This is a genomic window from Amycolatopsis sp. (genome assembly GCF_036008905.1).
Lineage (GTDB): Bacteria > Actinomycetota > Actinomycetes > Mycobacteriales > Pseudonocardiaceae > Amycolatopsis.
In genome coordinates, this window is record NZ_DASYMU010000097.1 from 1 (window position 1) to 20102 (window position 20102).

General features: G+C 66.6%; 24 protein-coding genes. 11 read left to right on the top strand and 13 right to left on the bottom strand.

Translation table 11 applies throughout. The features are described 5' to 3' along the window. Positions 1-137: 137 nt before the first annotated feature. Complete coding sequence (locus VGP60_RS18025) at positions 138-266, bottom strand: hypothetical protein (protein WP_327549177.1); 129 nt, start codon at positions 264-266, stop codon at positions 138-140. A gap of 227 nt (positions 267-493) precedes the next feature. Here VGP60_RS18025 and VGP60_RS18030 point away from each other — a divergent pair, with 227 nt between their 5' ends. Next, complete coding sequence (locus VGP60_RS18030; RefSeq protein WP_327549178.1) at positions 494-1177, top strand: gamma carbonic anhydrase family protein; 684 nt, start codon at positions 494-496, stop codon at positions 1175-1177. Here VGP60_RS18030 and VGP60_RS18035 read toward each other — a convergent pair. After that, positions 1153-1869: a rhomboid-like protein gene (locus VGP60_RS18035; RefSeq protein ID WP_327549179.1), complete on the bottom strand. Its 717-nt coding sequence runs from the start codon at positions 1867-1869 to the stop codon at positions 1153-1155. The two genes, VGP60_RS18030 and VGP60_RS18035, sit on opposite strands and share 25 nt — an antisense overlap. 13 nt (positions 1870-1882) lie before the next feature. Then, positions 1883-2230: an abscisic acid-deficient protein Aba4 family protein gene (locus VGP60_RS18040; RefSeq protein ID WP_327549180.1), complete on the bottom strand. Its 348-nt coding sequence runs from the start codon at positions 2228-2230 to the stop codon at positions 1883-1885. A 465-nt stretch (positions 2231-2695) separates the two neighbouring features. On the opposite strand from VGP60_RS18040, the gene VGP60_RS18045 reads away from it, so the two are divergent. The 3 genes from VGP60_RS18045 (at position 2696) to VGP60_RS18055 (ending at position 5142) form a co-directional block, all read left to right on the top strand. Continuing rightward, a complete protein-coding gene (locus VGP60_RS18045; protein WP_327549181.1) occupies positions 2696-3670 on the top strand; it encodes a methyltransferase in 975 nt (324 codons plus the stop codon). Between the two features lie 103 nt (positions 3671-3773). Continuing rightward, positions 3774-4544, top strand: coding sequence for an SDR family oxidoreductase (locus VGP60_RS18050; protein WP_327549182.1), 771 nt, complete (start codon positions 3774-3776; stop codon positions 4542-4544). A 127-nt stretch (positions 4545-4671) separates the two neighbouring features. After that, entirely contained in the window at positions 4672-5142 is a 471-nt protein-coding gene (locus tag VGP60_RS18055) for a carboxymuconolactone decarboxylase family protein (RefSeq protein ID WP_327549183.1), read from the top strand. 509 nt (positions 5143-5651) lie between these two features. Here VGP60_RS18055 and VGP60_RS18060 read toward each other — a convergent pair. Continuing rightward, the gene (locus VGP60_RS18060) at positions 5652-6179 is read right to left on the bottom strand and encodes a hypothetical protein (RefSeq protein WP_327549184.1); all 528 of its coding nucleotides are present in this window, start codon (positions 6177-6179) and stop codon (positions 5652-5654) included. A 300-nt stretch (positions 6180-6479) separates the two neighbouring features. Here VGP60_RS18060 and VGP60_RS18065 point away from each other — a divergent pair, with 300 nt between their 5' ends. Together VGP60_RS18065 and VGP60_RS18070 are read left to right on the top strand one after the other, a co-directional pair. Next, positions 6480-7736 (top strand): glycosyltransferase, encoded by a 1257-nt coding sequence (locus tag VGP60_RS18065; protein WP_327549185.1) that lies wholly within the window; start codon positions 6480-6482, stop codon positions 7734-7736. A 202-nt stretch (positions 7737-7938) separates the two neighbouring features. Continuing rightward, positions 7939-8718 carry a class I SAM-dependent methyltransferase gene (locus VGP60_RS18070; protein WP_327549186.1) on the top strand — a complete coding sequence of 260 codons (780 nt, stop codon included), beginning with the start codon at positions 7939-7941 and terminating at the stop codon, positions 8716-8718. A gap of 59 nt (positions 8719-8777) precedes the next feature. Here VGP60_RS18070 and VGP60_RS18075 read toward each other — a convergent pair whose 3' ends face one another. The 4 genes from VGP60_RS18075 to VGP60_RS18090 form a co-directional block, all read right to left on the bottom strand. Continuing rightward, a complete protein-coding gene (locus VGP60_RS18075; protein ID WP_327549187.1) occupies positions 8778-9587 on the bottom strand; it encodes a TrmB family transcriptional regulator in 810 nt (269 codons plus the stop codon). Beyond that, entirely contained in the window at positions 9548-10018 is a 471-nt protein-coding gene (locus VGP60_RS18080; RefSeq protein WP_327549188.1) for a GntR family transcriptional regulator, read from the bottom strand. The genes VGP60_RS18075 and VGP60_RS18080 overlap by 40 nt, the downstream gene beginning before the upstream one ends. Before the next feature lie 121 nt (positions 10019-10139). Further along, the gene (locus tag VGP60_RS18085; RefSeq protein ID WP_327549189.1) at positions 10140-10697 is read right to left on the bottom strand and encodes a hypothetical protein; all 558 of its coding nucleotides are present in this window, start codon (positions 10695-10697) and stop codon (positions 10140-10142) included. A 137-nt stretch (positions 10698-10834) separates the two neighbouring features. After that, a complete protein-coding gene (locus VGP60_RS18090) occupies positions 10835-12028 on the bottom strand; it encodes a GAF domain-containing SpoIIE family protein phosphatase (RefSeq protein ID WP_327549190.1) in 1194 nt (397 codons plus the stop codon). A gap of 450 nt (positions 12029-12478) precedes the next feature. On the opposite strand from VGP60_RS18090, the gene VGP60_RS18095 reads away from it, so the two are divergent. Beyond that, a complete protein-coding gene (locus VGP60_RS18095) occupies positions 12479-13351 on the top strand; it encodes an alpha/beta hydrolase (RefSeq protein ID WP_327549191.1) in 873 nt (290 codons plus the stop codon). A gap of 127 nt (positions 13352-13478) precedes the next feature. Here VGP60_RS18095 and VGP60_RS18100 read toward each other — a convergent pair whose 3' ends face one another. After that, positions 13479-14225: an enoyl-CoA hydratase/isomerase family protein gene (locus tag VGP60_RS18100; protein WP_327549192.1), complete on the bottom strand. Its 747-nt coding sequence runs from the start codon at positions 14223-14225 to the stop codon at positions 13479-13481. Between the two features lie 236 nt (positions 14226-14461). Between VGP60_RS18100 and VGP60_RS18105 the strand changes: the two genes are divergently transcribed. The 3 genes from VGP60_RS18105 to VGP60_RS18115 are packed head-to-tail and all read left to right on the top strand — an operon-like array spanning position 14462 to position 16256. After that, complete coding sequence (locus VGP60_RS18105; RefSeq protein WP_327549193.1) at positions 14462-15214, top strand: hypothetical protein; 753 nt, start codon at positions 14462-14464, stop codon at positions 15212-15214. A gap of 53 nt (positions 15215-15267) precedes the next feature. Next, on the top strand, positions 15268-15633 hold the full coding sequence (locus VGP60_RS18110; protein WP_327549194.1) for a phage holin family protein: 366 nt from the start codon (positions 15268-15270) through the stop codon (positions 15631-15633). Between the two features lie 5 nt (positions 15634-15638). After that, the gene (locus VGP60_RS18115; RefSeq protein ID WP_327549195.1) at positions 15639-16256 is read left to right on the top strand and encodes a DUF3618 domain-containing protein; all 618 of its coding nucleotides are present in this window, start codon (positions 15639-15641) and stop codon (positions 16254-16256) included. 44 nt (positions 16257-16300) lie between these two features. On the opposite strand, the gene VGP60_RS18120 is transcribed toward VGP60_RS18115, so the two are convergent. Continuing rightward, on the bottom strand, positions 16301-16771 hold the full coding sequence (locus VGP60_RS18120; RefSeq protein WP_327549196.1) for a DUF4383 domain-containing protein: 471 nt from the start codon (positions 16769-16771) through the stop codon (positions 16301-16303). A 12-nt stretch (positions 16772-16783) separates the two neighbouring features. Then, entirely contained in the window at positions 16784-17653 is an 870-nt protein-coding gene (locus tag VGP60_RS18125; protein WP_327549197.1) for a manganese catalase family protein, read from the bottom strand. A 168-nt stretch (positions 17654-17821) separates the two neighbouring features. Between VGP60_RS18125 and VGP60_RS18130 the strand changes: the two genes are divergently transcribed. Further along, positions 17822-18718 carry an SDR family oxidoreductase gene (locus VGP60_RS18130; protein ID WP_327549198.1) on the top strand — a complete coding sequence of 299 codons (897 nt, stop codon included), beginning with the start codon at positions 17822-17824 and terminating at the stop codon, positions 18716-18718. Positions 18719-18776: 58 nt separating this feature from the next. On the opposite strand, the gene VGP60_RS18135 is transcribed toward VGP60_RS18130, so the two are convergent. After that, positions 18777-19184 carry a DUF4383 domain-containing protein gene (locus VGP60_RS18135; RefSeq protein WP_327549199.1) on the bottom strand — a complete coding sequence of 136 codons (408 nt, stop codon included), beginning with the start codon at positions 19182-19184 and terminating at the stop codon, positions 18777-18779. A gap of 19 nt (positions 19185-19203) precedes the next feature. After that, entirely contained in the window at positions 19204-19761 is a 558-nt protein-coding gene (locus tag VGP60_RS18140) for a hemerythrin domain-containing protein (RefSeq protein WP_327549200.1), read from the bottom strand. Positions 19762-20102 lie beyond the last annotated feature (341 nt).

The window sequence follows — 20102 nt, forward strand, 5'->3', positions numbered from 1 at the left end:
GGACCACGCAGTCGTCAACGAACACGTAGAGTGCGGTCAGGAGGGTGTCTAGATCTTTGCTCACACATTGATCTTGGACACCCTCCTCTTACGCCCCGAACCGGGTCACTTCACGTGACCTTCACGGAATCAATCATCTAGTAGCCGAAGGTTGTTGCGGCCTCGTCGCCGATCCAGTCCCACATCGGGACGGTTCCGCCGAGTTCCGCGTTGGCGACGAGGTTGCCCTTGTCGAGCCGACGGGCGTCGAAGCAGATCGGACACACCCTTTCGGAGTCTTCCAGCCCGGTGCAAAGGCTGATGACCGCTCTGCTGCCTGGCTGAACACCGCCCGGCCGCATCGCCACGCCAAGGTGAAATCCATGGCCGAAGTACGGCGCGTGACGGTCTGGCCTCTGGGTGCGGGTCCGGCGTACCGTCGGTCTGTGGTGCGGTCCCGGCGCGGAGGGGCGCCGCGGCCGGTATCGATCATCGGATCCGATCGGAGGCCGGAATGACCATTCGCGAAGATTACCTGCACCCGGTCGGCCGTGGTGCGGTGCTGATCGAACATCAACACCGTCACCCGCGAGTCGACAAGTCGGCGTATGTCGCGCCGACCGCTGTGCTGTGTGGCGATGTCACAGTCGGGCCGCACAGCCGGGTGCTCTTCGGTGCGGTGCTCACCGCGGAGGGCGGCCCGGTGCGGATTGGCGCGCACTGCGTGATCATGGAGCACGCCGTGCTCCGGGGCTCTCAGCGGCACCCGGTGCGCCTGGGGGACAACGTCACGGTCGGCCCGCACGCGCATCTGAGCGGGTGCGTCATCGACGGCGACGCGCGGGTCGCGACTGGAGCCATGCTCTACAACGGTGCGCGTCTCGGCGCTGGTGCCATTGTCGAATTCGGGGCGGCGGTATATGTCAATACGGTGGTGCCGCCCGGAGTTGTGGTGCCGATGGGCTGGTTCGCCGGCGGCGCCCCGGCCGAGCTGATCCCGCCTGGTGACTGGGAACGCATCGCCACGGTGATGGAACCGCTGGACTACCCGGGCACAGTCTTCGGCGTGACAGAGGCGCCTGGCGAGTCGTTGACGTCCAGGATCGCCCGGCGCTACGCGCGAGGACTCGCGCTGCACCGCTACGACCAGATTGCCGTCACGGACGAGATCAGTCAGCCGAGATCCGGCCCGGGTTGAGCCCGCGCCAGGGATCTCCGGCGTAACCGAGGGCCCCAGAAGAACAGGCCGAGGTGGGCGGCGATCGTGTGGCCGAGCAGGGTGACCACCGCCGCCAACGTGGTCGGGTCGTCGGTGACGTAGAAGAGCACGATGAAAACTTCCATCGTGAGCAGTGCCCACAGCCGCGCGCGACCGGCGAGCAGGAAGACAAGGGCGCCGGCCGTGGTGAAGAACCCGTAGCTGACGCCGATGTCGAGCCAATGCCCGTCCACGCGGGGCAGGTCTCCGGTGCGTATCGCCCACATGACGGGCAGTTCGGTGGCCAGGGTCGCCAGGACGTGCCCGCTGAAGAACACGCCCATGGTGTGCAGCGCGCCGAACCGCCGTTCGAGCGGCGCGACGGCCACGGCGAAGATCACGGCGTAGGGCAACCAGGTTCCATCGCTGACCCAGAACGCGCTGGTGAGCAGCGCGAACAGCGGACGCCGCCAGAGATTGTGGGCGTCGGTGCTCGAAAGCTCGAGCAGTCGAGCTCCCAGCGCCGGGTTGCCGAACTGGAGGAACAGCGTCGTTCCGAGCAACAGCGCCAGGTAGAAGAACGTGAACGGTGTTCGTTTCGGTGTCGGCAACAAGGGCACCGTCAGCCACGACCGGCGCGTCCGGAGGGGCCGATCGACTTGCTGAAGCACCTGGTCAGCATCGCCGGTCATCCTGGGAGTATCGCTACAGGAGCCTGTGAATCCACTTTGAGTTGTGGAATTTCAGCCATGCGAGGCACTGTTCGCCGGTGTGGATCAGGAGGTGGGCAGCTCGCGGAGTGCGAAATGAGCGAGCAGGCCCAGCGGGGCCAGCAGGAACGTGAGCAGCAGCACCGCAGAGCTGACCAGGGCCGGCTGGCCGCGCTCCCGCATCCCAGCGGTACATCCAGCGGCCGAGGAACAGGCCGCCGGCGAGGAAATGCGCCCAGGCGATGGTGGCGTCGCCCGGAGTGCCGAGGAAGTCGCTGATGGTGCCGACCTCGTCGGACATCACGGCGGATACGACAGTGCCGAAATTCGGCGGCACCAGCACCGCCTAGACCACCGCCCCGGGCACCACTGTCAGAGCCGCGCGCATTGGTTGCTCTGGGAAGTGCGACACCGAAGACTTGTTCGCCGCGGTTAGCGGTAGATTTCACAGACAGGCGTTCGCGCGGTGCGGCTGAGTGGGTGGCTCGTGAGTGGCAACCCAAGGTGTTCTAGTAGACGATGTCTCCGCAGTGAAATGTAGAGAATGCAGAGGTTGTTGCCTTTCGGAAGTGCCTTGTTGTCGAGGCGCTCCCGGCGACACCTACATCAATCGCCCGACCGTGACGAAGAGAGGGAGCACCCACGTCGATACAGCTTCATGGGTCTCACCTCCTCGCGCGATCTCACGGTCACTGGCACGCTATGGGCCCGAACGCCGCCCCGCCAAACCATCTTCTTGAGGCGACCGCGTCAGCATGGATAGGTTCAGGTCATGGGTCTATCTACGGCAGCACCTTCGATTCGAGCCATGGCCGGTCTGGCCACCCCGATGGCCATCCGCGTGGCCGCGACGCTCAGCCTGGTGGAACGCGCGGGGAGCGCGGGAGCGACGGCGGAGCGGCTCGCTTCCGAGACCGGAACCGCGACGCCGGCCATGCGATGCTTGCTTGATCACCTGGTCACGATCGGCGTCTTCGACCTCGATCTGAAGTCCGGTCACTTTCGGCCCACGGACCTCGGCGCCCAGATGAGCGAGGACGCCCCGGAAGGGATCAAGCCCCTACTCGACATCAACAGTGCCGGCGGGCGCGCGGAACTCGCCTTCGTCGACCTGCTCGGGACAATCACCACCGGCGCTCCCGCCTACGTGCATCGATACGAGCGTGAATTCTGGGCGGACCTCGACACCAGTCCGCAACTGCGGCGCTCGTTCGACGCCCAGATGAATTGGCGATTCCAGGTGCAGGCGCCGCAGATCGCTGAACGCTTCGACTGGAGCCGCTTCTCCGAGATCGTCGACGTGGGCGGGGGCGATGGGCTCGTGCTCGCGGCGATCCTGCACGCCCATCCCGATCTGCGCGGACGGGTTCTGGACCTCTCTCCGGCGGCTATCGCTGCGACCGGCAGATTCGCGGCAGCCGGACTCGATGATCGGGCCGGCGCCGTTTCCGGCAGCTTCTTCGACCCCCTGCCTGCGGGGGCTGACGTCTATCTTCTGTCCGACATCCTGCACGACTGGGACGACGACCACGCCCGCGAGATTCTGGCCGGGTGTCGTCGGGCCGCCGCACCGAACGGCACCGTGGTGGTGATCGAGCCGGTGCGGGGGGAGGGAGCCGACACCGCGATAGATCTGTTCATGCTGATGTGCTTCGGCGGCCGGGAACGGACGGTCGACGAGCTGGCCGGGCTGGCCGCCGACTGCGGACTCATGCTCCACGACTCGGGTCCAGTGGCTGAAGGGCGGACGGCACTGGAGTTCGGAGTCGCGCCCCACGGGTAGCGCCGGCCGTTACACCCGCCCAGTGCTCCAGTGCCGGCGAAGTCATCGAGTGCTGTCATGCTAGTTTGTTCGATGTTCGACAAACATCGAACAAAGGCTGCTCATGGCTACCGTGCACCCATCCGCCGACCATCTGGCCAATCGAGTCGTGATCGTCACGGGAGCGGGGTCGGGTATCGGACGTGCCACCGCCATCGCCTTTGCCGAGGTCGGAGCTCATGTCCTCGGTGTCGGCCGACGCAAGGAAGCGCTGGAGGAGACCGCGCGCCGGCATCCGGCCATCGAGGCCTTCGCTGCCGACATCTGCTCCGATGACGCGCCCGAGGCGATCATCGACGCGGCGGGCAGCCGATGGGGGCGGGTCGACGTGCTGGTGAACAACGCCGGCGCCGCCGCGATCGTCCCGCTGGCCGAGGTGACCCGTTCCGGCATCAACGACTTGTTCGCGCTCAACGTCACCGCACCGAGCCTGCTCGCTCGCGCGACGCTGCCGCATCTGCGTGAGGTCCAGGGCTCGATCGTCAACGTGTCCAGCACCTTCGGCCATCGGCCGCTCGCGGAAGGATCCCATTACGCCGCCAGCAAAAGCGCCATGGAGATGCTCACCAAGAGCTGGGCGCTGGAACTCGCCCCGGAAAAGATCAGGGTCAACGCCGTTGCCCCTGGCCCGACGGAGAGCAACGCCCTGGCGGCGTCCGGCTTGGACGAGGACGTGGTCGACCGGATCAAACGAGAGGAAGCGGACCGTATCCCCCTGGGGCGGCGGGGCACACCCGACGACGTCGCGGCCTGGATCGTCCGGCTCGCGGACCCCGATTCCACCTGGCTTACGGGCCAAATCCTTACTGTCGACGGCGGGCTTGAACTGACCTGACCGGAATTCCGGTCGCGCTCACTTCGGGTGAGACGCACGTCATAGTCGTGCGGCTCGTTCTGCTGTCACATCTCGCCGGGTTGTTCGGTCATGAGTGTGTAACCGTTCACCCGGCAAGGAGACCACAATGGACGCTCGGCTCAACTTCTTCGGCAACCCTGTCGCGGCCAAGTTCGCGAAATACATCAACTCGGCGGGCGTGGTCTTGGCGGGCTCGACGCTGCCGGCCGCGACCCAGGAACTGGTGAAGATCCGCGCCAGTCAGATCAACGGCTGCGGTTTCTGTCTCGATATGCACACCAAGGAAGCCACGCACGCCGGGGAGACTTCGGTGCGCCTCAACCTGGTCGCGGCCTGGCGGGAGGCGACGGTCTTCACCGAGGCTGAGCGGGCCGCCTTGGAACTGGCCGAACAGGGCACCCGGATTGCCGACAACGGCGGAGTCACGGATGAGATCTGGGCGAATGTCGCGAAGCACTATGACGAGGACCAGTTGGCCGCTCTGGTGTCTCTCATCGCCCTCATCAACGCCTACAACCGGATGAACGTCATCATCCAGCAGCCCGCCGGTGACTACCAGCTGGGCCAGTTCGCCTGATCGCGAGCGGATGCCCGGGCCCCGCGACCGTGATCGAAACGGGTTCGTGAACTCAGAGATCCGGTAGCGGGTCCGGGGGCGCCAGGTCTCGCGACATGATTTCGGCGTCGGCGGCGTTGATGACGGAGTGTATTCGTCGCTGACTTCGTATTCGATTCCGTGCAGGGTGAACCACGGCGTCGTCTGGGGTGTGCTCACCGGGCCCAGGCGGAAGTTTCGCGGGTTCCTTGCCAGTACGGACTTCGGCATGCTTCTGGTCCAGAAGCCCGTGGACAGGATTGTGATGGCGTGCCGGCTCACGACGAAGATGACGCTCGGGAAGGCACTGCGCACGATGTCGGCCGGAAAAACGTACTGGATCTCGTCGGCAGGCTCAAGAAAGTCGCGGATACGCTTGCGGGCCTTTGACGACACGGGCATGAGGTCACATTACCGCGTACTTCCGGGCCGGTGGTGAAAACCGTGGAATCCGGCCGCCCGTAACCAGGCGAGTGGTCCTCAAAGGATGGTCAGCTGACGAGCTGCCAGAGATAGCTGGCGTTCTTGACCGGCGCCTTCACCTTCTTGGTCCAGAGGTACTTCGTCTTGCAGGGCGGGACGATCCGGTACTTCTGGACGGTGAACGCCCGGCCTTCCTTGTACTGCTGCAGTCGCATGGCCTTGCCCGCGGGCACTGTTGCGGCATAGGACCACGAGTCGGACTTCGAGTAGCTCGCGCCGACGCTGACCGCGAGCGAGACGCTGGCCTTCGCGAAGATGACCCCGGCCTCGGCGCTGGTCGTGCCGGTGATCGACGCGTTGACCGTCGAGGTCGCGGTCTTGTTGTACGTGATGGTGCCCGGCCCACGCAGGTAGTCGCTGCGCAGGTTCGTCGCCATCCAGGCCGTGGAGGACTTCGAGAAACTGTAGCTGGGCGGATCATTCACTTCGGGGCATGGCTGGATCGCCGACGACTCGGCTCCGGTCCCCAGTGCGGCGGGCGCGACGCAGGTGGCGCAGGCGAGAATGACCGAAGCGGTGATGGAACGCAGACGCATGGTGGACTCCCCGTAGTCGATCTTGAGCTCAGCGTAGTACCAGCTGTTCCGATGATCGGGAAAACCAACCTGTTCGGGTTACCCGCCGAGGTGGTTCCTAGCCTGAGTGGCTCACTGCCCTAGTCGCTCTCCGAGGTCTGTCGTGAGTGGAAACAAGGTGTCATTGGCGAGAAGGCCAAACGTGGCGCGCCAGGAGCCCCGACACTTTACTCAAAGGCATTTCCACAGTAGGGCGCGCGGCTGGTGGGGTTTACGATCTCGAACTGTGGGAAATGACTTTCGTAGCCGGGAGGCGCTGTAATGCTCACACCGGTCTGGGAAGTCGAACCCGGTACGGAAAAGCCGCTTGTCGTACACGTGAACGCGACGGCGACCGGCGGGGGAGTCTCCGAACTGCTGCGCGGGCTCGTGCGTCATCAACACGCCGGTTGGGCGGTGATCGCGGGAACCGCCGACTTCTACGTGATGACCAAGTACCTGCATCATCTGCTGCACGGAAACGCCGACCCCGGCCGGCTCGACGATCCCGCGCTCATGCGCACCTATCGTGCCACGCTCGCGCCGCAGGGCGAATGGTTCGCACAGCGCGTGACACGTGGTGATGTCGTTGTCCTGCACGACCCGCAAACGCTCGGGCTGGCCCCGGCCATCGAGGCCGCGGGTGCGCGGGTGGTGTGGCACTGTCACATCGGCGCCGACATCGCGCCCGAACGCGGGCCCGGCGCGGTGTGGCGGGCGCTCGACGACGAACTCGCCGCGGTGGACGCCGTGGTCACCACCTTGCCCGAGTTCGCTCCGCCGAACGTGCGCGAGCTGTTCCTGGTCCCGCCCGCGATCGACCCGGCGGCGCCGAAGAACCGGGAGCTCACCCAAGACGAGGTCGCCGTGGTGCTGGCCGAGATCGGCCTCACCACCGGCCGCGTCTCACCCGGTGTGACGGTCATTCAGGAAAAGCCGTTGCCGTACAACGCACGCGTGGTGCTCCAGGTGTCGCGGTGGGACCGGCTCAAGGACATGCCCGGTGTGGTGCGATGCGTCGTCGGCCTCCCGCAAGACGCGCACATCGTGCTCGCGGGGACCGAACCCACGGAAATCCCCGACGACTTGGAAGGGCTCGCCGTCCTCGCCGAGGTGCGCGACGTGCTCACCGGACTGTCCGAAGCGGACCGTGCCCGGGTGCACCTGGTGAACATCTCGCTGAAACAGCCGGAACACAACGCGCGCGTGGTGAACGCGTTGCAGCGCAGGGCCGACGTGGTCCTGCAGAAGAGTCTGCAGGAGGGTTTCGGGCTCACCGTGACCGAGGCGATGGTCAAGGGACGTGCGGTGGTCGCGTCCGAGGTCGGCGGTCTGCGCCAGCAGATCACGGACGGCTACAACGGTCTGCTCGTCGACCCGGCTGACCTCGATGGCGTACGCGCCGCGCTCGTCAGGCTGCTCGCCGATCCCGCGCTGCGCCGGGAATTCGGCGAGCGCGCCCGCGCCGGAGTACTGGAGCGCTACACGATGCGACGACTCGTCGAGGACTACCTGAAGGTGATCGCCGGAGTTCGCTGAGACAACCCTTCGCCGGTTTGCAGATGGTCGTGAGTGGCAACAAGTGTTCTAACACTCGTAAACACTCACGACCCCTTGGCCGGCGCGCCTGCGATCGCGACCATCGCCGCGCCGAAGGCCGGCCGCCGGGCGGCCTGGATATGCTCTTGATCTCGAGCGGATCCCTTCCCCCGCACCGACTCGATTCGAAGAGGAAACGCTTATGACACAGACGATCGGCTGGAACGACTTCGTCGACACCGAGGCGCAGGTGGAGTATCGGAGACTGACCCTGTTGGAGCAGATCTTTGATCCGTTCACCCTGCGGCAGCTCGGAAGTCTCGACATCCAGCCCGGCTGGAAGTGCCTGGAGGTCGGTGCCGGTGCCGGGTCGGTCGCCAGGCGGATGGCCGAACTGGCCGGGGGCGAGAACGTCGTGGCCACCGATCTCAGCGTCAAGTTCCTCGCCCCGCTGGCCGATCTCGGGGTGACCGTGCTGCACCACGACGTCACGGCCGACGAGGCGCCCGGTGCGTTCGACCTCATCCATACCCGCTTCGTGCTCGACCACCTGCCCGACCGCGAAGGGGTGATCAAGCGGATGGTGTCGTGGCTCAAACCGGGTGGCTGGCTGCTCGTCGAGGTCGGGACGACGTTGCCCGAGCTGTCGTCGCACCCGCAGACTCGGCGGTCCATGGAGGTGCTGGACCGGGTACTGACCGAACGGGTCGGCACGGCCACGACCTGGGCGCGGACCCTGCCGGTTCCGTTGGAGGCGGCGGGATTGGCCGACTGCGGCGCGGAGGGGATGATCATGCCGGCCAGGGGTGGGGAGCCGCTGGCCGAGTGGCTGAAGAACACCACGAAGCTGGTCGAGGCGCACGCCGTCGACACCGGGCTGATCACCCGCGAGGAGCTCGACGAGGCGTTCGCGCTGTACGAGACGCCGACCTTCCTGGACTACACCTGGATGACCGTGGCGGCCAGGGGGCGCCGGGCCTGACCGGGAAGGGGGTGTGCGTGCCCGGCACGCGCACCCTTTTTGGGCTGGTTGCCCAGGAATTACGGCACGTCGGGATGCTGCGCGCAGGCGCCGAACATCTCGCGCAGCTTGCTCAGGCCGGGGCCGAACTTGCTCTCCAGCACATCCCCGTAGGCGGCCAGTATCTCCAGCTTGTACAGATCCTGGCGGACCAGTTCGGTGACCGGCACGACCAGCCCGGGGTGGGTGGTCAGCGCGGCCCGGCTCCGGTCGCCACTGGAGACGATGCCGGCGATCACCTCACGGTCGTCCACACTGAGCACCAGCCAGCGGCCGCCGGTCACCTCGTCGAGCAGCGGATGCGGGTAGACCTGGGCGAACGGATAACCCGGGTCACCGTAGGCGACCACGATGATTTCGACTTCGCGAGCGGACGCGGCGTCGAGGTCGGCTCGCAGCTCGTCGGCGTCCGACTCCCAGATCTCCATCAGGATCCGGCGCTGGGCACCTTCGATGAGCCGCCGGGCCCTGGACAGGATCTGCTGGCGGCCCTGGATGTCCCAGATGGCCGCGTTGTTGTCGGTCTGCACGGCGTACTCGGCGATCGCCACTTCCGCCGCGTCGAGACGTTCGGTGGTCTGGACGCGCATCCGCTCGATCAGCTCGCCGGGCGGTACCGGTCCGTACTGCAGGGATTCCCCGCGGGTGACGTGAACCGCGTCCTTGCGTTCCAGTGACGAGAGAACCTCGTAGACCTTGGCGCGGGGTACCCCGGATCGCTTCGCCACGCTGTACCCGGTGGCCGGCGACTCCTTGAGCAAGGCGAGGTAGGCGCGGGACTCCCACTCGGTCATGCCCAGCACCTGCAGGTGGTCAGCGGTGGTGGACAAGCGAAGCCTCCTCGAATCGCAAACAGCCTACGCCACCGCGGCGGTCGGAGCAGCGATGCGCGTTGACAGCAGCTCTGCTTCGCCTTGTCGGGGTCGCGCACAGATCGCGTCGACGATCGCCAGATGTTCCGGCAGGGAAACCAGCGGCCGGGGTCGTCGGTGATCCGCTCCGCCGCGCGAGCCGCCACGAGACCTTCCGCCGCGCGCCGGACCTCGGTGATCTCGATCGGCTCAGGCACGGAGATCTCGCGGACGCGCGCGCCACGGTTCGGTTGCAGCTCCACCAATCCCTCGTTCGCCAACCGGGTGAGGACGTTGCGGAGGGTGAACCTGCTGGTGTCGTACTGCTCGACCAAATCGATGAGTCGCCGCCGTGGGGCGTACTCCCCGCGGAGGATGGCCGCCCGGAGTTCCACGAACACATCACTCATCGCGGACCAGCCATGTTCGGTCAGTGCTCCTCGCCGATGATCGAGCGCGCCTGGGCCTCCCGCCGGACCCATTGTTCTTCGCCGGCCGTCGCGTTATCCACTATGGACAGACAGACAGTCGTCAGTCAGCTCCGGAGAGTCCGAGAACACGGCGCAGGTCGGCGGGGTGCCGGATCCACAGGTCGGCCACTGTCCCGTCGGCTCCGGTCAACGTCAAGTGTCCCTGACTGCCAGGCCCCCAGAGCGGCGCGACTTCGGGGGTCCACGACCTGTCCCAGACGACCGGATCTACTGCCCGTTTCCGGTCGGCTTCCCGCGGTTCCCACCGCAATTCACCGTCTATCAGGGACAGCCGGCCGAGCAGTTCACCGATCTCCTGCTGTCGGGAGTGCCGTCCGGGTGCCTTGGCTCCCAGCTGCTGGGCGACCGCAACCGGAAGTTGCGCCGACCACGACGGCGCGGCGCCGGCTGCCCGTCGTCGCGCCTCGGCCCGGCCATCCCGCCATACGATGACGGTGAACACGGCATACATCGCTACGAGTACCGCGATCAGCCCGGCCAACGCGGCGACCCAGCCGACTTTGATGGCCAGCAGCGCCGACATGGCCGCCAAGTAGAGGACCCCGAGCAGGGAGCGTGATCGGCGCCGGTGCTCCCGCTCCCGGGCGTATTCGGTCATCGAACCGTCCGTTCGTTCCGGGGTCAGCAAACGATCGCCGCCCCGCCGTAGGGAGCGTACGTACGCGGGCGCTGCTGGTCTGTGAAGGCCTCGACGACAAGCCCCGTCGACGCCGGAGCATCAGGGGATTGTGCCTGTCAATCGGGAGTGGGGCTGTGCCGGATCGTCACCAGGGCGATGTCATCGGTGGCGGGCTGGTCACCGACGAGGGCGGCCATGATCCGCACGCAGGCGGCTTCCGGCGACACCGGTGACGCGACCCCGCGGAGCTTCTCCAGACGGTCGTCCAGGTCCATCCCGCGGCGCTCGACCAGACCGTCGGTGTACAGGACGATCAGCGCACCGGGCGGCACGTCGAAGCTGACCCCGCGTCGGCCGGTGACGGCAAGGCCGTAGCCGATGGGCGGGTCCACCGGGGCGTCGACGAATCTGGCCGCCTGCCCGGGTACGGCGATGACAGGCGGCAGGTGACCGGCCAGTGCGAGATCCATGCGCTGGGTCGCGGTGTCGATGACGGCGTAGCCGACCGTGGCCATGGTGTGGGCCTCGAAATGGCTGGCCTTCCGGTCGAGTTTGCCGAGCACCTCCGCGGGATCAGCGAACTCCAGTGCGTACGCGCGCAACGCGCTGCGCAGGCGCCCCATGACGATCGCGGCGGGCAGCCCCCCGCCGACCACGTCACCGATCACCACGCCGATGCGCCGGCCCGGAAGCTCGAACACGTCGTACCAGTCCCCGCCGACACCGCTGCCGGCGCCGGGGACGTAACGAGCAGCCAGCTCCCAGCCGTCGGGGATCGGCAAGAGCCCGGGCAGGAGACTGTCCTGCAGCATGGCTGCTGCGGCTCGCTCGGAACGCGACCGGTGCATGTGCGCCGCTGTCGCGAGCCGGTCAGCGACGAGCTGCAGCAGATCGATCTCCTCGTCGGTGAAACGACGGGGCACGGTACTGCCGACGTGCGTCACCCCGACCAGATCCCCCTGAGCCACCATCGGCACACCGAGCAGGACCCGCAGCCCTCGCTCCCACAGAAGGGGATTGACCACCGTGGACTCGTCAACGTGCTCGATCCACACCGGCTCCCGGCGCTGAGCCACCTGCCCCGCGAAACCCAACCCTATCGGTACCCGGACGCCCTGGAAAACCTCCGCCTCCAGACCCGAGGCCGCGGTGGCCACCAGCTGCTGACCGCTGGCGTCGGTCAATAAAACGGTGATGGTGTCGACCGCGAACAGCTCACGCACTCGCCACAGCAAGGCATCGAAGAGTTCGTCCAGATCGAGGTTTCTGAGCGAGCTTTCGGTGATCGCCTCCAGCACGCGGAGCCGCATCTCAGTATTCCGCGAATCGCCCATCCCGCTACCCCCGTCCGCCCACGCACACCGACTGACAGCACGACCGCGTGACGGGTTGCCACACGCGCCGGCGCCGAACAGGCGACCGACTTGAAGCTACAGTGGACCGCACGAACCAGGCGAACGCACCCGCGGACATTCTTCACCTTCCGCTGCCACTTGACGCATTGTCATGCCGATGTGCGGACCGTTCCTTTGGCCGAGCGACTCGCCTGCGAGCGGTGCTGGTCACTGCCGCCGGCGTGTTGCAGTCGCGCCAGGGCAGCTTGTCTCAAACGGCACGTTTGCCTTTCCCATCAATAACCGGTGTCGCTTTGTCGTGCCTCGCTGGAAGTAACAGGGGCGCTCGCAGCCGATCAGCAAGTCGGGGCGCGCTGGGGGCGGTAAAGTCCGACGAGTTCACGACGCGGAAGGGGCCACGACGGTATGACTACGACGCGAACGCTCAAGACTCCCGAGGTCGACCTCGCCTACGACGTCCACGGCCCGCTGCCGACCGCCGACGGACGCCCACCGCTGGTCATGATCGGCCAGCCCATGGACGCCAGCGGCTTCGGTGCGTTGGTGTCGCACTTCCCCGAGCGCACCGTGGTCACCTACGACCCGCGCGGCCTCGGCCGCAGCATCCGCAAGGACGGCCGGGTCGACCATGCGCCCCGGATCCAGGCCGCCGACGTGCACGCCGTCATCGAGGCGCTCGGTGCGGGCCCGGTGGAGATGTTCGCGAGCAGCGGTGGTGCGGTGACCGCGCTCGCCCTCGTGGCCGCGTATCCCCATGACGTGACCACTCTGGTCGCGCACGAGCCACCGCTTGTTCCGGTGCTCTCCGACGCCCGGGGCGCCGAGCGTGCCCGGGCCGGCGTCCGGGATGCGTACGAGGACAAAGGCTCGGGTGCCGGGATGGCGGCCTTCATCGCCATGACCTCGTGGCAGGGAGAGTTCACCGACGACTACTTCGCCCAGTCCGCGCCGGACGCCGCCGCGTTCGGCCTCCCGGCCGAGGATGACGGCTCCCGCGACGATCCGCTGCTCTCCGACCGGTCGTGGGCGGTCAGCGGCTACCGGCCTGACGTCGACGCGCTTATCGCGGCACCGACGCGGGTGGTGATCGCGGTGGGCGAGGAGTCCCGGGGCATCTTCACCGGACGTACTGCGGTGGCGACGGCCGCACTGCTCGGTCAGCAGGCGACGGTGTTCCCGAGCCATCATGGCGGCTTCCTCGGTGGCGAGTTCGGCTACGCGGGGCAACCTGAGGCCTTCGCGCGTAAGCTGCGCGAGGTCCTCGACCGCGCCAGCTGACCGTGGTGGCGCCCTCACTCCGGTGACAGAATTGCGTTTCGGCACAACCCAGCCGGCCGCGACGCCCGCTTGGTCCCGTTGGCGTCCACTGTGGACCTGAGTGTCGTAGCGCCGCCCATCCTGCCGGTCACCGTGACGACGCCACCGAACGCGTCGTACCTCTCAGTTGAACAGGGCGACGAACCGCGCCAGCGATGCTTGGAGCGCTTCCGCATAGGGCATCGAAGCGAACTCGTACAGCGACCGGCGCCCCACCGGAGTGGCGTGCGGCGCCCTGGAAGCCTTGTCGAGCCATTCTCGAGCGGCGTCTATCTCCGCGCCCGGTGGGACGATCCGCTGAACCAGTCCACCTCCTTCGGCCTCTCCGCGTTGAAAGGTTCGCCGGACCCACGTTCTCGATCGCGGCTCGCGCTCCGAGTCGATGGATAAGTGGCACCTGAGCGATCATCGGCCAGATTCCCGCACTGACCTCCATCGTCCCGATGCGGATGTTGTCGGCGGCAGCGGCGTAGTCACAGGCCGCGACAAGAGACGCTCCAGAGGCAAGCGCGTCGCCGTTGACCGCGGCGGCGAGTGGCACGCCCAGATTCGGTATTGTGTCCAGGAGTTCGACCAGTGTCTCCGCGAACTCCACGGGGTCCGCGCCCGCCTGGATGGCGGCGATGTCGAGCCCGCCGCAGAAGCAGTCGCCCGCGCCGGTCAGCAAGATGGCCAAGACGTCTTCATCCGCGTCGGCCTCGCTCAGCCTGGCCCGCAGGTCACGCATTATCCGGGGATTCAAGAGATTTAGCGGACCGTTCTCGATCGTCAAGATTCTGGTCGCGCCCTCCGTTTTCTCCCGCACGCCGCCGGTCCACTTGATGTGGTCGCTCATGTCGCCTGTCCTTCTCGATCTTGCGCGAGATGTCGACATGAGCGAGACTCTTCCGCTGGCTGAGGAGATAGCAGCGCAGACCCGATTTCCGTTTAAGGTCAACAACTTCCGCTGTCCTCGAAGCCGTTTACCGCGACAGGTGCGGGGTATGACTGCCGCATCGACACCACGGTCGATTCCCCTTCGACGAGCGCACACGTGCTCGTCGGAGGTGGCTTGGACACGAGGAGAAACAGATGACCGGTCAGGTGAGTGATCAGACGTCGTCGAAAAGTTCCGGCGGGTCTCCGACGCCACAGGTCGCCAAGGACAAGGCGGCCGAACTCGGCCAGGCGGCAGGGGAGCGCGGAGGCCAGGTCGCCTCGACGGTGGCGGACGAGGCAAAGCAGGTTGCCGCGCAGGCACGCCGTGAAGCCAAGGATCTGATGGACGAGGGTCTCGGACAGCTCCGGGAGCAGACCAGGGAAGGACAGCGGAAAACCGCGAAGTCGTTACGTGCCATCGCCGACCAGCTCGACGACATGTCGGGCAAGGCGGACGCACCCGGGGTCGCGACCGATGTGGTGCAGGAGGTCTCGGAACGCGCGCGGAGCGTGGCGTCGTGGCTGGAAGCCCGGGAACCGGGTGACCTGCTCAGCGAGGTCCGCGGGTTCGCCCGACGGCGTCCCGGCGTGTTCCTCGCCGGAGCGGCGGTCGCCGGTGTTCTGGCGGGCCGGCTGACCAGGGGAGTGGTGGCGGAGGTGAAACAAGACTCCGGGGACGGCGCGCGTGACAGAGTGCCGGCACACACAAGCGAGTCCGTCGAAGCCGGTGCCACGCCGTCGAGTCTGCCGTCGTACCGCGAGCCAGAGCACATCGCCCCTCCTCCTGCAGGGGAGCCCGCCGCACCGGTGACACCACCACTGCCGCAGTCGTCTCCGCCCGCGACAACTCCGTTGCCCCAGCAGGGAACTGCTGTGCCGGGCAGGCAAGGACAGGTGCGGCCATGACCGTGCCCAGTGGACCTGCGGGTCCGAAAACCGCCGGGATCGACGTGGGTGAGATGTCGGCCGGTGAGCTGATGACCAACGTGACTCAAGACCTGTCGACCTTGCTACGGCAGGAACTCGCGCTGGCGAAGGCGGAACTGAAAGAGGAAGCGGCCAAAGCGGGGAAGAGCGCGGGTGCTTTCGGCGGGGCCGGTTTCTCCGGATACATGGCGCTGTTGTTCCTGTCGTGCGCTTTGTGGTGGGGGCTGGCGAACGCCATGGATCAGGGCTGGGCGGCTTTGATCGTGGCGGCGGTGTGGACGATCGCCGGTGCGGCCCTGTACGCGGTGGGGCGCCGCGAGGCGCGTCGCATCAACCCGACACCGCAACGCACAGTGGAAACCATCAAGCAGGTACCGGACGCTTTGAAAGGTGAGTGACCGACATGACCGGTGATCCCGATCAGTTACGACGCGAAATCGAACACACACAGCGAAACCTGGGCGCGGACGTGAACGCGTTGACCGAGAAGGTGACCCCCGCGCGGATCGTCGAACGCCGGATCGGACGAGCGAGGGGCGCCGTCACGACGATGAAGGACAGGATCATGGGATCGGCGACCAGCGGAGCGGACACCGCGGGCGACAAGATCAGTTCGGCCGCTTCCGCCGCGGGCGAACACGTGTCATCGGCGGCATCGTCCACATCGGACGCGGTGAGTTCGGCGCCCGAAGCCGTTCGCCGCGGGACGGAGGGAAACCCGTTGGCGGCCGGGCTGATCGCGTTCGGCGCGGGCTGGCTCGTCGCTTCCCTCCTGCCACCGAGCCGGACCGAACAGAAGGTGGCGGCCCAGGCGAAAGACTTCGCGCAGGAGCAGGCATCGCAGCTCGGCGACGTCACGGACGACCTCAAGGAGAATCTGAGGGAGCCCGCGCAGAAGGCCGCGGAGTCGGTCAAGTCCACGGCGGACGACGCCGCGTCGCACGTGTCGCAAGAGGCACGCTCGGCGGCCAAGGATGTCGCCGGGCAGGCCAAGGACGCGAAACAGGAAGTGCAAAGCTGACCGAGCGGCGAACTGGGGTGGCGGGCTTCCCGCCACCCCAGTTCTTATTGGCCCTGTATATCTGGCTCGGGGTATTGACCGCGGGTCCGCTCGAGGGCGGTGCTCGCGACGCCGAGCGCGATCATGCCGAGCCCCAGTCCCAGATGCAGCCAGTTGTCGGCGTTGTTGAACGGCACGAAATTCGCCGTGCTTTCATGACCTATGGCAACGCCGTAGATCCACAGCACCAGGTAGGCGCCACCGCCGACCATGAGGAAAGCCCTGGCCGCGCCCCGGTGTTTCGACGCCGCGACTCCGGCGACCCCGAACAGGAGATGGACCAGGTTGTGGAGAATCGACACCCGGAAAACACCGAACAGCTTGGCGTCGGAATGCGGTCCGCCGAACCGGAGTTCGTCGTAACCGGTGGTGATTCCCGGAATGAAGCCCAGTACACCGACCAACAGGAACACGACGCCGGTCAGCAACGCGAAACGTCGAACCGGCCGCCAGGGGCTTGGTGACTCGGTGGCCATGATCGTCCTCCGTCAGGATGTCAGCTTGTTCTTGGCTTGCTTCGCTTTGCCTTTGGCGGTGCCGACGGCGTCCTGTGGGGCGGAGTAGGTGCTGTACAGCTTGGGATCGGGCTTCGGTGCGGTCCCGGGGCCGCCCAAGGGTTTCGGGTCCATCAAGTAGTCCAGGACGCCACCATTGGTGCTCCAGCCGCCTTTGTTGCCGTCGGGGCCGTCGGACAGGTGCCAGATGGTGTGGTTGTGCTCCTGGTCTTCTTCCTCGAACAGCGCGCTCGGCACGATGGGGTCCTCGAGACCGTCGGCTTCGAGTTCTTCGATAGCGGCGAGCCACTGCTTCTGGTGGACGGTATCGCGGGCGAGATTGAACTGCAGCATGGCTTTGACGCCGGGGTCGTCGGTCATGTTGTACAGCCGTGCGGTCTGCAGCCGTCCCTGTGCTTCGGCGGCGGCGTTGGCGCGGAAGTCGGCCAGGAGGTTGCCGCTGGCGACGATGTACTTGCCGTTCCACGGATAGCCGTTGCTGTCGGCGAGCACGGCTCCGCCGCCGGCGACGATGGCCTGCTGGGGGTCCATGCCGCCGATCACCGCGGCCATCACCGGATCTTTGACCGCTTCGGCGGTCGCGGTGGCGGGGGCGCCTTCGAGCAGCCGCGCCACCATGGTGGCCAGCATCTCCACGTGCCCCATCTCCTCGGTGGCGGTGTCCATGATCAGGTCCTTGTACTTGCCCTCGACCCGGCAGTTCCAGCCCTGGAACAGGTATTGCATCGTCACGGACATTTCGCCGTAGGCGCCACCGATGAGCTCTTGTAGTTTCCTCGCGTATACCGCATCGGGCTTGGCTGGTTTGGCTTCGAACTGCAGCAGTTTGGTGTGTCGGAACATGTTTCTCCTCAGGCTGGTCGTCTCTGGTCGCGCTGCCCTGCACGCCCAGACGACCGGATACCCGTGGTTCGGGGAATCATGCCGCGCCAACGGCACCAATTCGCCGACACCCAGGTGGACGGGCAGGCTGCTGGGTTTAGTTCGTGACAGTGGGGGAACCGTGTTGTCATGACCTCCGATCAGTACGGCATCCAGGACCCTCGCGAGCAGCACCCCGCGCCGGTGCGGCAACAGGGCCAGGAGCAGGCGCATCCGGGCACCGGTGGCGAGATGACTCCGGAACCCGATCACGGTGAACGGACCTACCGGGGCAGTGGCCGGTTGGCGGGGCGCAAAGCGGTCATCACCGGTGGTGACTCGGGTATCGGCCGCGCGGTCGCCATCGCCTTCGCCCGCGAAGGCGCGGACGTGCTCCTGTCCTATTTGGACGAGGAAGAGGCAGACGCGCGGGAGACAGCGGGGCTGGTCGAGGAGGCGGGGCGGCGGGTGGTCACCGTGCCGGGCGACATCCGGGACGAAGCGCACTGCGGGCATGTCGTGCGGCGTGCGGTCGAGGAGTTCGGGCAGATCGACATCCTCGTCAACAACGCGGCCTACCAGATGTCGCGGGGCGGGATCCTCGACATCGGCACGGAGCAGTTCGACCGGGTGTTCAAGACCAATATCTACGCCATGTTCTGGCTGTGCAAGGCCGCGATTCCGCATTTGCCGCCGGGTTCGACCATCATCAACACCGCGTCGATCCAGGCGTTTCAGCCGTCACCGGCGCTGATGGACTACGCCATGACCAAGGCCGCGATCGTGAACTTCACCAAGGGACTCGCGACCGAGTTGGCGGAGAAGGGAATCCGGGTCAACTCGGTCGCACCCGGTCCGGTGTGGACACCGCTCATCCCGGCCACCATGCCCGCGGGCAAGGTCGGCTCCTTCGGCGCGGACACCCCGCTCGGCCGGGCCGCACAACCCGCCGAACTCGCTCCGCCGTATGTGTTCCTGGCCTCGCAGGAGTCGAGTTACATCACCGGAGAGATCATCGGTGTCACCGGCGGCAAGCCGATCACCTGACCGTCCGCGACCTTCGCCCCATGAGTTCCACTGTGGACTGCCACGCGAAGCGGCCGCCTTATGGGCGGCGGCGTTGGACCAGAATGCCGATGACGAGCCCGATGACCGCTGTGACGGCGTGGAGGATGTTGTCTGCCCACCGGATTTCCAGCACGGGGCGCACGTCGAGCGGATGACTGGTCGCGGCCAGGAGTACACCGAACACCGTGAGCGCGAGCAATGCCGCGAACAGTACCCAGCCGAACAGCTGGGACGCCGTGGCCCGCTGGGCGGCGACCAAGGCGAGCAAGCCGATCACCGTCCGGAGGAGATTCAGGATCACCCCGGCGCCGAAGATCCCCCAGTGCCCGTCCCTCGCGAACAGGAAACCGCCGAGACCGAGCACCAAGTACACGATCCCGGTGACGAGGGCGAACAACCGGGGCGCGGTGGAAACCATGGACTGCTGGTTGTGTTTCGACATCATGATTCGGGCTCCCATGATTTCATCGGCCCAGTGCCGCGCGGATGAGGTCTCGGGCGCGGTCCATGATCGCCACCGGTGGCCCGAGCAGAAGGTTCGCCGTGGCGCTTTCCACCCCGGGGTGCGGCCGGGTCGGCGCGACGGCTTCGGCGACCTTCACCGTCGAGGCCATCGCACGCAGGCGTTCCGGCGTATGTGCCTTGCGCAGCAAGGGGAACTCGTCACGCTCCTCGTGCTCGGCGTGCGCGAGGACGTCGTCGCGCAGCTGTAACAGCAATGTGTCGAACCCTTCGGCCTCAGGTCCGATGTCGTCGAGTGTCACCAGCAGTTCCTTGGCGCTGCGTTCCTCGCCAATGCGGGCGTCGACCACTGGCCCGCCGCCGGCCAGGCTGCGAACCTCCGGATGGACGACCTCCTCTTCGGCCGTCTCGTGGATGGCGAGCAGCCGGACCAGCGCGCGGAACAGATCGCGGCGTTCGATGCCGGTAGCGGTGTCGAGTGCGGTGAACAGGTCCCGGATCTCGCGGTGCTGCCTGCTCAGGAAAGCGATGACGTCTTCCTCGGTGCCGGCTTCAGGCATGGCGGTCTCCTGTCCTGGTGTGGATCGGGCTTCGACGGGCATACCCGGCGGTGGGCGGTTCACACCTGATGAGGCCTACGTCACCGGATGGTTGGAGTTGGCCGTTGTCCGGGTGTCTGCTCGCCGGTGGAGTGAGCGGTTCAAAGGTTGGGCCTATGTGGTGTCGGAAACGCCCAATCTCGCCCGGATCTCCGGAGTGTCCGTGTAGACACGCCACTCGGTGACCCTCGCGTCCTGGATCGTCGCGGTCCAGAGCTTCCGCTGGTCAGGTGGGGTCGTGAGTGGCAACAAGTGTTCTAACACTCGTAAACACTCACGACTCCTTCGCACGTTGATCGCGG

Coding starts and splice junctions, on each gene's coding strand:
- VGP60_RS18030 (WP_327549178.1), top strand. CDS start 494: ATGACCATTCGCGAAGATTACCTGCACCCGGTCGGCCGTGGTGCGGTG.
- VGP60_RS18035 (WP_327549179.1), bottom strand. CDS start 1,869: ATGACCGGCGATGCTGACCAGGTGCTTCAGCAAGTCGATCGGCCCCTC.
- VGP60_RS18045 (WP_327549181.1), top strand. CDS start 2,696: ATGGCCGGTCTGGCCACCCCGATGGCCATCCGCGTGGCCGCGACGCTC.
- VGP60_RS18050 (WP_327549182.1), top strand. CDS start 3,774: ATGGCTACCGTGCACCCATCCGCCGACCATCTGGCCAATCGAGTCGTG.
- VGP60_RS18055 (WP_327549183.1), top strand. CDS start 4,672: ATGGACGCTCGGCTCAACTTCTTCGGCAACCCTGTCGCGGCCAAGTTC.
- VGP60_RS18060 (WP_327549184.1), bottom strand. CDS start 6,179: ATGCGTCTGCGTTCCATCACCGCTTCGGTCATTCTCGCCTGCGCCACC.
- VGP60_RS18065 (WP_327549185.1), top strand. CDS start 6,480: ATGCTCACACCGGTCTGGGAAGTCGAACCCGGTACGGAAAAGCCGCTT.
- VGP60_RS18070 (WP_327549186.1), top strand. CDS start 7,939: ATGACACAGACGATCGGCTGGAACGACTTCGTCGACACCGAGGCGCAG.
- VGP60_RS18080 (WP_327549188.1), bottom strand. CDS start 10,018: ATGAGTGATGTGTTCGTGGAACTCCGGGCGGCCATCCTCCGCGGGGAG.
- VGP60_RS18085 (WP_327549189.1), bottom strand. CDS start 10,697: ATGACCGAATACGCCCGGGAGCGGGAGCACCGGCGCCGATCACGCTCC.
- VGP60_RS18090 (WP_327549190.1), bottom strand. CDS start 12,028: ATGCGGCTCCGCGTGCTGGAGGCGATCACCGAAAGCTCGCTCAGAAAC.
- VGP60_RS18095 (WP_327549191.1), top strand. CDS start 12,479: ATGACTACGACGCGAACGCTCAAGACTCCCGAGGTCGACCTCGCCTAC.
- VGP60_RS18100 (WP_327549192.1), bottom strand. CDS start 14,225: ATGAGCGACCACATCAAGTGGACCGGCGGCGTGCGGGAGAAAACGGAG.
- VGP60_RS18105 (WP_327549193.1), top strand. CDS start 14,462: ATGACCGGTCAGGTGAGTGATCAGACGTCGTCGAAAAGTTCCGGCGGG.
- VGP60_RS18110 (WP_327549194.1), top strand. CDS start 15,268: ATGTCGGCCGGTGAGCTGATGACCAACGTGACTCAAGACCTGTCGACC.
- VGP60_RS18115 (WP_327549195.1), top strand. CDS start 15,639: ATGACCGGTGATCCCGATCAGTTACGACGCGAAATCGAACACACACAG.
- VGP60_RS18120 (WP_327549196.1), bottom strand. CDS start 16,771: ATGGCCACCGAGTCACCAAGCCCCTGGCGGCCGGTTCGACGTTTCGCG.
- VGP60_RS18125 (WP_327549197.1), bottom strand. CDS start 17,653: ATGTTCCGACACACCAAACTGCTGCAGTTCGAAGCCAAACCAGCCAAG.
- VGP60_RS18130 (WP_327549198.1), top strand. CDS start 17,822: ATGACCTCCGATCAGTACGGCATCCAGGACCCTCGCGAGCAGCACCCC.
- VGP60_RS18135 (WP_327549199.1), bottom strand. CDS start 19,184: ATGATGTCGAAACACAACCAGCAGTCCATGGTTTCCACCGCGCCCCGG.
- VGP60_RS18140 (WP_327549200.1), bottom strand. CDS start 19,761: ATGCCTGAAGCCGGCACCGAGGAAGACGTCATCGCTTTCCTGAGCAGG.